Source organism: Patescibacteria group bacterium, from assembly GCA_027858235.1.
Lineage (GTDB): Bacteria > Patescibacteriota > Patescibacteriia > Patescibacteriales > BM507 > BM507.
The window spans coordinates 1-7,778 of sequence record JAQIDC010000041.1; the positions used below are offsets into that span (position 1 = coordinate 1).

The 7,778-nt window shown below is 31.4% G+C and carries 7 protein-coding genes; 1 reads left to right on the forward strand and 6 read right to left on the reverse strand.

Going from position 1 to position 7,778, the window contains the following annotated elements:
- The 5 genes from PF572_03895 to PF572_03915 all read right to left on the reverse strand — a co-directional run.
- The coding region (locus tag PF572_03895) for a dihydroorotate dehydrogenase-like protein (GenBank protein MDA3840209.1) at positions 1-834 on the reverse strand (834 nt) is incomplete at its 3' end.
- A gap of 75 nt (positions 835-909) precedes the next feature.
- Complete coding sequence (locus tag PF572_03900; protein MDA3840210.1) at positions 910-1,422, reverse strand: ferritin; 513 nt, start codon at positions 1,420-1,422, stop codon at positions 910-912.
- A gap of 61 nt (positions 1,423-1,483) precedes the next feature.
- Positions 1,484-1,864: a desulfoferrodoxin family protein gene (locus tag PF572_03905; protein ID MDA3840211.1), complete on the reverse strand. Its 381-nt coding sequence runs from the start codon at positions 1,862-1,864 to the stop codon at positions 1,484-1,486.
- 47 nt (positions 1,865-1,911) lie between these two features.
- Entirely contained in the window at positions 1,912-2,532 is a 621-nt protein-coding gene (locus PF572_03910; protein ID MDA3840212.1) for a peroxiredoxin, read from the reverse strand.
- Between the two features lie 227 nt (positions 2,533-2,759).
- Complete coding sequence (locus PF572_03915) at positions 2,760-4,082, reverse strand: IS1380 family transposase (GenBank protein ID MDA3840213.1); 1,323 nt, start codon at positions 4,080-4,082, stop codon at positions 2,760-2,762.
- Positions 4,083-4,364: 282 nt separating this feature from the next.
- Between PF572_03915 and gltX the strand changes: the two genes are divergently transcribed.
- The gene (gene gltX / locus PF572_03920; protein ID MDA3840214.1) at positions 4,365-5,894 is read left to right on the forward strand and encodes a glutamate--tRNA ligase; all 1,530 of its coding nucleotides are present in this window, start codon (positions 4,365-4,367) and stop codon (positions 5,892-5,894) included.
- A gap of 115 nt (positions 5,895-6,009) precedes the next feature.
- On the opposite strand, the gene PF572_03925 is transcribed toward gltX, so the two are convergent.
- Positions 6,010-7,707: a glutamine--tRNA ligase/YqeY domain fusion protein gene (locus tag PF572_03925; GenBank protein ID MDA3840215.1), complete on the reverse strand. Its 1,698-nt coding sequence runs from the start codon at positions 7,705-7,707 to the stop codon at positions 6,010-6,012.
- Positions 7,708-7,778: the final 71 nt, after the last annotated feature.

A 7,778-nucleotide genomic window follows, 5' to 3' on the forward strand; every position in this document is an offset into this window, starting at 1 on the left:
TTTGGGAAGATAATCAGCTTTCATTTTCATAATAGTTGAAACTATTTCTACAGCTTGTGCTCCGGCAAGGATTTGTTTAATAACTCCTTCGCTGTCATGAATTCCGGTAGTAGCAACTAAAGGCAATTGAATTTTATTACTTAATAAAGCTATCCATCGTAAGGATGTAGAGATTTCTTCAGGAGTACTTAATATATTTGAAGAAATAATTTTCATTTTCACTAAATCAATATCGGGATTATAATATCTATTAAATAAAACAAAAGCATCGAGATTTTTTGTCCAGCTTAATTTTTGTATTAATTGAGCTAAGCCTGCGGAATATTTGCTCATTTTTAAGGCAATAGGTATTTTGATATTTTTTCTAACATCAGAAATAATATCAAAATATTTTTTTTCATTTTCTACACTACTTAAATTAATATCCGAAGGCAACATAGAAACATTAATTTCTAAAGCATCTGCTCCAGCATTTTCTATTTTTTTTGAAAAAGCAATCCATTCTTTATTATCAGTACAATTTATACTTGCGATAACCGGAATATTAACAGCTGCTTTAGCATCTCTAATTAAATTAATATAGTCGCTGGTGCTCTTTTCTTTTGTATAATATCTAGCATAATCGTGTGCTTCGGGATAATCGTGATAATCTTGATTTTCACTTTTCCCCATTTCCATAAGAATTTGTTCTTCGAAAAGTGATTTTAGAACAACGGCTGCAGCACCAAATTTTTCTAAATTTTTAATTTTTTCCACAGAATCGGTTAATCCCGAGCTTCCAATAATAATTGGATTCTTTAAATTTAATCCAAGATATTTTACAGACAAATCCATTTTTAATGATTTTAATTAGTTGAACAAAGAGATATTTTAATAGCCAAACATTTTTAATATCTAAAATTAAACTCTTTATTGTTGAATTGTTTGATCAACAAAAGTTCTTTGTTGTAATTCTCTGTCAAGCATCAATAATCCATGTTTATTTCCTTCCATCATTTTTAATTGTTGCAATATTCTATCTACATTAGCTTCTTCTTCAACTTGTTCGGAAACAAACCATTGCAACATATTATATGTAGCATGATCTTTTTCTTCGAAAGAAATATCCACCAGATTATTTATTAATCCGGTAACCTTTTGTTCATGCTTCAAAGTGTCTTCAAAAATTTCAATTTCGTCTTTCCATTCAGTTTTTACAGCATCGATTGGTTTTAATAAAACTCTTCCTCCACGTTCATTTACATAATTGAAAAATTTCATCACATGCGATATTTCTTCCTGATATTGAATTTTCATCCAATTGGCAATACCAGAGAGATTTTTATTCTCGAGATAAGCTGCCATTGAAAGATAAAAATAAGCAGACCAATACTCAGCATTAATTTGCTCGTTTAGTTCTTTTTCTATTCTATTATTTAACATATTTTATTTTTTATTATTAGAAATTAGGGATGCAAAAAATATTCTGCATCCCATTTATAATTTACTCAACAGTAACTAGTACTTCTTCACTTTGCCATAATCCGTGTTTAGTACAGAAAGCCTGAGCTCTTAACTTCATATTTTTTTGTGGTACAATATAAAAGTCAACTTCTAGGTTATTATCTTCGTTACCAAGAGCTCCTTCAATAAAGTTTGCTTCGGCAAGCATTTTTTCACCATTCCATAATTGAACCCATGCTATATAATGATCAGGATCATCAGGATGTGGATATTCTTCTCCAACTTTTACTTTTACCTTATGTTTTTTCCCTTTTGCAGCATTTTTATCGCAATGAATAAAAGCCGAATGTCTGTCGATATAATCTTTTTTTGCTTCTCTATCTATTTGAGAAATGTCTTCGTATTTATTAATTTTCATGATATTTGATTTTAATTAGATATACAATTTACAAATTATATTTGTTTTTTTTAATGATTACTTAAATAATCTGCTACTCCATCTTGAGTTGCTTTCATTGCATCGTCTCCTTCTTTCCAGTTGGCAGGACAAACTTCTCCATATTCTTCGAAGTGTTGCAATGAATCAACCATTCTCAAAGCTTCGTCGATACTTCTTCCTAATGGAAGATCGTTAATTACCGAATGGCGAATAACTCCTTTTTTATCAATTAAAAATAATCCACGATAAGCAACGGGTGCCCCATTGAATTTTATTGTTCCATCGTCGTTATAGTCATATTCACCAGCTAAAACTCCGAAATTTTCGGCAATAGTTTTCGACAAATCGGATACTATAGGATATTTAACTCCTTTAATGCCTCCTTTGTTTAAATCGGTTTGTAACCATGCCAAGTGCGAAAACTCAGAATCTGTTGAGCAGCCGACTACAGCAACATTTCGTTTTTCAAATTCAGCAATTTTTCTTTGAAATGCTAACAATTCTGTTGGGCAGACAAAAGTAAAATCAAGTGGATAAAAAAAGAATATTACATCTTTTTTCCCTTTATATTGCTCTAAAGAAAAGTCTTTAACTATTTCGCTTCCATTAATTACTGCGTTCGCCTTAAATTCCGGCGCTTTTTTACCTATTACTTAAATATCTAAATTGAAATTTCATTTATAAAATCAGATGTTTTGGAAGCCAAGAATTGTTTTATTTGACTTCTTTAAACAATTTTAAATTACATTTTTGTCAATTTTAGCTTTAATTCATATCAAAAACTGTGTTATGTATTGTATTTCAGTTACTTATCATGCAAAATGGCATAATCCTCCCTATTGTTTTAATTATTCAACTAAATATCAGACGTTTACATTTATGCTGCATCCAAAAACTCATATAATTCAATCCAGTTGCTTTTGCAATAATAATTTTCATATATCTTAACTTCGTTAGTGTGCCCACCACTTACAACTTTACCGGGTACAACTATAAACCACTCTCTAAAAGTCTGATGCTCTTGTCTTTTTATCTTTTTATGTCTGCTCCTCATCATTACTGATATGTTATAAGCAAAGCAATTTAGTTGCCATAAAATATCATTGGACCAAAAATCATCAGTCAATGTTTTGCCAGCAAGTAGTTGACCTTTAACCTGTTCTATCCATGTTTCACTTGTAGAACGTTCCTTGTATAAATCATGTAATTCAACTGCATCTTTTTTTGAATAACTACTTACATAACAGGCATATTGATATACCGGTATAATTTGTTTTTCGCCCATAAAATCTCTTTGGACATATTCTTTTACAGTACGGATGGCTTTTAAGTTTCTAACTTTACCATTCCATGATTTGGTTGTGTAATCAAATTCACATATTGCGGTATCTTTTTTCCCGGGCACTGCTGTCCATGTTTGTTTTTCAAGCAGGTTTGTTAAATTTTTGAGTTTTACTTTTATTAAATAATCCCATCTAAAATCTTCCAATGTATCTAATAGAGCACCACCAAAATATCCACTGTCAGCTCTAAAAAATACATTTTCTATTGTTTGGGGCAAGGACGCTTGTGTTTCTTTCAAAAATTCAGACATTCCGTTTGACGTATAAGCATCCCCGCTTCTAAACCATGTGTTGTATAGTACTTTTGTATTACTCTCAAACAATAATTGTGGATGATAACTTTTTGCTCCTTTCTTTTTGGGATTAAAACCTTTTTTAGCTCCCTCTTGATTACCACAAGTCATGCTTACTGTTGAATCCCCATCAAATATTATATGTGGTAATCCAATGTTTTTTATGAATATAGAGTTTTTCCTTAATAGTTCCTCTTCTAATTTCCTTGCACCCGATTGCCCCATTTTTTTTAAAGTGTCCGAGATAATATTCTCGTTCAAAGCCTTTTGAAGCCCCAGATTAACTTGAATTAAAGGATCTTGTGTAAAGTTAGCTATCTTCTTAATTCTGTTTATGCCTGATATAGAAGCGAAAGTTATAGCCATAATTACTTGAAACTTTGTGAACTTTGTTGCATTCTCTTTCTTTGTCGGGAATAATTTAGAAATTGTTTTTATAGTTTTATCTCTTTTTAAAAATTTTGCTACTGCATTGATACCAGAATACATTGTGATATTACCACCTGTAAATGAGTATTTTATGTGTTTTATTTTGCTGTTAATAAATTTAGTTGTACTTTTCATGTACTAAGTGATGTTTAAATGTGTTATTTTTGTTGTTTAACACGCTAAAAATAAACATTTTACATCACTTTTACAAATTTTTATTTTACATTTTTAAGTATTAATTAACTGCGAAATTATAATAAAGTTTGATACTAAAAACTAATATATAACATAATGGTGGAATAAATATGTTTTTTTTCTGCTTTTTTTATTGTGTCTTTAATGGATTTAGATTTATTTAATTCTTGTTGAATAGTTTTATTAAAGTTAATATCTTTGTATTAAATAAAAATAGGAATTATGAAAACTGGAAAAGTACGTGTACGATTTGCTCCCAGTCCTACGGGACCATTACATATGGGAGGCGTAAGGACTGCCCTATTTAATTATCTGTTTGCAAAAAAACATGATGGAGAATTTATTCTACGTATTGAAGATACTGACCAAACAAGATACGTTCCCGGCGCAGAAGATTATATTATAGAATCGTTGAAATGGTGCGGAATAAAAATTGATGAGGGAGTAGAACAAGGCGGTCCATATGGTCCATATAGGCAATCTGACAGAAAAACATTATATAAAGAATTTTCTGACAAACTTGTTAACTCCGGTAATGCATATTATGCTTTCGATACTGCTGATGAGTTAGAAGCAATGCGTGAAAGATTAAAAACAGAAAAAAATGATATCCAGCAATATAATGAATTGACGAGAGGAAGAATGAGAAATTCTTTAACCCTATCGAAAGAAGAAGTTGACGAATTATTAAACTCTGGAGTTAAGCATGTTGTTAGATTCAAAATGCCAAAAAACAAAAAAGTTATTGTAAATGATATTATTCGTGGTGAAGTTATAGTTCATACCGATCAACTTGACGATAAGGTGTTATTTAAATCGGATGGTATGCCAACGTATCATTTAGCAAACATAGTTGACGATCATCTTATGAAAATAAGCCATGTTATTCGTGGTGAAGAATGGTTGCCCTCGCTTCCTCTACATTATATGCTTTATGACGCTTTAGGATGGAAAGATACAATTCCTGAATTTGCGCATTTACCTTTGCTGTTAAAACCTAGTGGAAAAGGAAAACTCAGTAAAAGAGATGGAGATAAATTAGGCTTTCCGGTTTTTCCTCTCGAGTGGAAAACCGATAAAGGAGATATTTATCCCGGGTATAGAGAAAATGGATACTTTCCTGATGCTTTTGTAAATATTATTGCCTTACTTGGATGGAACCCCGGCACGGAACAAGAACTTTTTGATATTAAAGAACTCTCGAGAAGTTTTGACATGGAAAAAGTTGGTAAATCAGGATCTAGATTCGACCCAGAAAAAGCCAAGTGGTTTAATCATAAATATTTGCAAAAAAAATCGAATAGCAATTTAACAGTATTATTTCATAAAGAATTGGAAAAGAAAGGAATAAAATCAAATGATGATTTTGTTGCTAAAATTATTTCTCTTGTTAAAGAAAGAGTAAGTTTTGTTTCCGAATTATGGAATGAATCATTTTTCTTTTTTGAGGCGCCTAAACAATACGATGCAAAATTTGTGAAAAAGCAATGGAAAGAAAATACACCTAAAATATTATCGGATATTAAAAAGCAATTCGAAGAACTCGAAAATTTCGATTTAGTGAATATCGAAAGAGTAATAAAAAATTATCTTGAAGAAAATGAATTGGGAATGGGAAAAGTGATGAATCCAATGCGATTAATTCTTGTTGGTGCAGGAAAAGGACCAGGCGTTTTTGAAATAATTGAAATATTAGGTCGTCAGGAAACTATAAAAAGAATAGATGCAGGAATTGAAAATATTAAAAAATAATTTTTTTTTGAAAGAATTGCTTATTGTAATAAATAAGTTTATTGTTAACAATATATTATAAAAAAAGAAAAGCAGAGGTTAGAAACTCTGCTTTTTATGTTTAAGATATTTATTTCTACTTATTTCTTTTCCCCCAGTTATCGCGTAAAGGAACCGTTCTGTTAAAAATCAGATTTCCCGGTTTAGAATCTACAGAATCGACACAGAAATATCCTAATCTTTGAAATTGAAATTTTTCTTCGGCTTTAATGTCTTTTAAGCTTGGTTCTACCTGGCAATTATCTAAAACAGTAAGCGAATTAGGATTTATTAAATCTTTAAAATCTTTATCTTTTTGTCCGGCAGGATCTTCAACCATAAATAATCTGTCGTATAGACGAACTTCGGCTGGCAGTGAATGCTTTGCCGACACCCAATGTAATGTTCCTTTAACCTTTCGTTTGCTTGCTTCTGTTCCACTACCGCTTTTTGATTCAGGGTCGTAAGTGCATATTAGCTTGGTAATATTACCATCTTTGTCTTTTATTACATCTTTACATTTAATAATATAAGCACTTTTTAAACGTACTTCTCTCTCTGGCGCAAGTCTGAAGAATTTCTTCGGAGCATCTTCCATAAAATCGTCTTGCTCTATATACAGTTCTCGTGAGAATGGCATTTCTCGAAAACCCATACTTTCGTCCTCAGGATTGTTGGTTGTTTTTAACATTTCAACTTTCTCTTCAGGATAATTTTCTATAATTACTTTCAATGGTTTAAGTACTGCCATTACCCTTGGTGCCGTTTTGTTTAAATCTTCCTTAATGCTATGTTCAAGTAATGCAACATCAATAACATTATTCCTTTTTGCAACACCAATTTTCTCGGCAAAGTTTCTTATCGATAAGGGCGTGTATCCTCTTCGTCTCAAACCCGAAATTGTTGGCATTCTTGGGTCATTCCACGCTGTTACAATTTTTTTCTCTACAAGTTCGAGCAATTTTCTTTTACTCATAATTGTGTAGCTAAGATTTAAACGTGCAAATTCAATCTGTCGTGGTCGGTATGCACCTGGCTCAACAATTTGATCGAGAAACCAATCGTATAATGGTCGGTGTACTTCAAATTCTAATGTACATATAGAATGAGTTATTCCCTCAATATAGTCGGATTGCCCATGAGCAAAATCGTACATAGGATAGATCTGCCATTTATAGCCCGAGCGATGATGTTTTTTGTTTAATATACGATACATTATTGGATCGCGCATATGCATATTTGGAGATGTCATATCTATATTTGCTCGAAGAACTTTTTCTCCACTTTTATATTCTCCGTTTTTCATTTTCTCGAAAAGATCGAGATTTTCTTCTATAGTACGACTTCTATAAGGACTCTCTATTCCTGCTTGTGTAGGAGTTCCTCTTTGTTCGTTTATTAGCTCAGGAGTTTGGTCATCTACGTATGCTTTTCTTTTTTTTATTATTTGTATAGCCCATTCGTGTAATTGACCGAAATAATCAGATGTATATAATGCTTTGCCTTCCCATTCGAAGCCTAACCATTTAATATCTTCTTTTATAGAATTTACATATTCTACATCTTCCATCTCGGGGTTGGTATCGTCAAATCGCAAGTTGGTTTTTCCATTGTACTTTTCCCCTAAACCAAAGTTAAAACAGATAGATTTTGCATGCCCAATATGTAAATATCCATTAGGTTCAGGCGGAAAACGAGTATAAACTATTCCCTTATTTTTGTTGTTTTTTATGTCTTCTTCTACAATAGATTCTATAAAATTGAGCGACTTCTTATTTTCTTTATTTTCTTGCATGCGACTATTTTTCTTTATTCTAACAATATCCTATTATATAAATATTTATATAATTTAGTAATGTACAAAAG

Coding starts and splice junctions, on each gene's coding strand:
- PF572_03900 (MDA3840210.1), bottom strand. CDS start 1,422: ATGTTAAATAATAGAATAGAAAAAGAACTAAACGAGCAAATTAATGCT.
- PF572_03915 (MDA3840213.1), bottom strand. CDS start 4,082: ATGAAAAGTACAACTAAATTTATTAACAGCAAAATAAAACACATAAAA.
- gltX (MDA3840214.1), top strand. CDS start 4,365: ATGAAAACTGGAAAAGTACGTGTACGATTTGCTCCCAGTCCTACGGGA.
- PF572_03925 (MDA3840215.1), bottom strand. CDS start 7,707: ATGCAAGAAAATAAAGAAAATAAGAAGTCGCTCAATTTTATAGAATCT.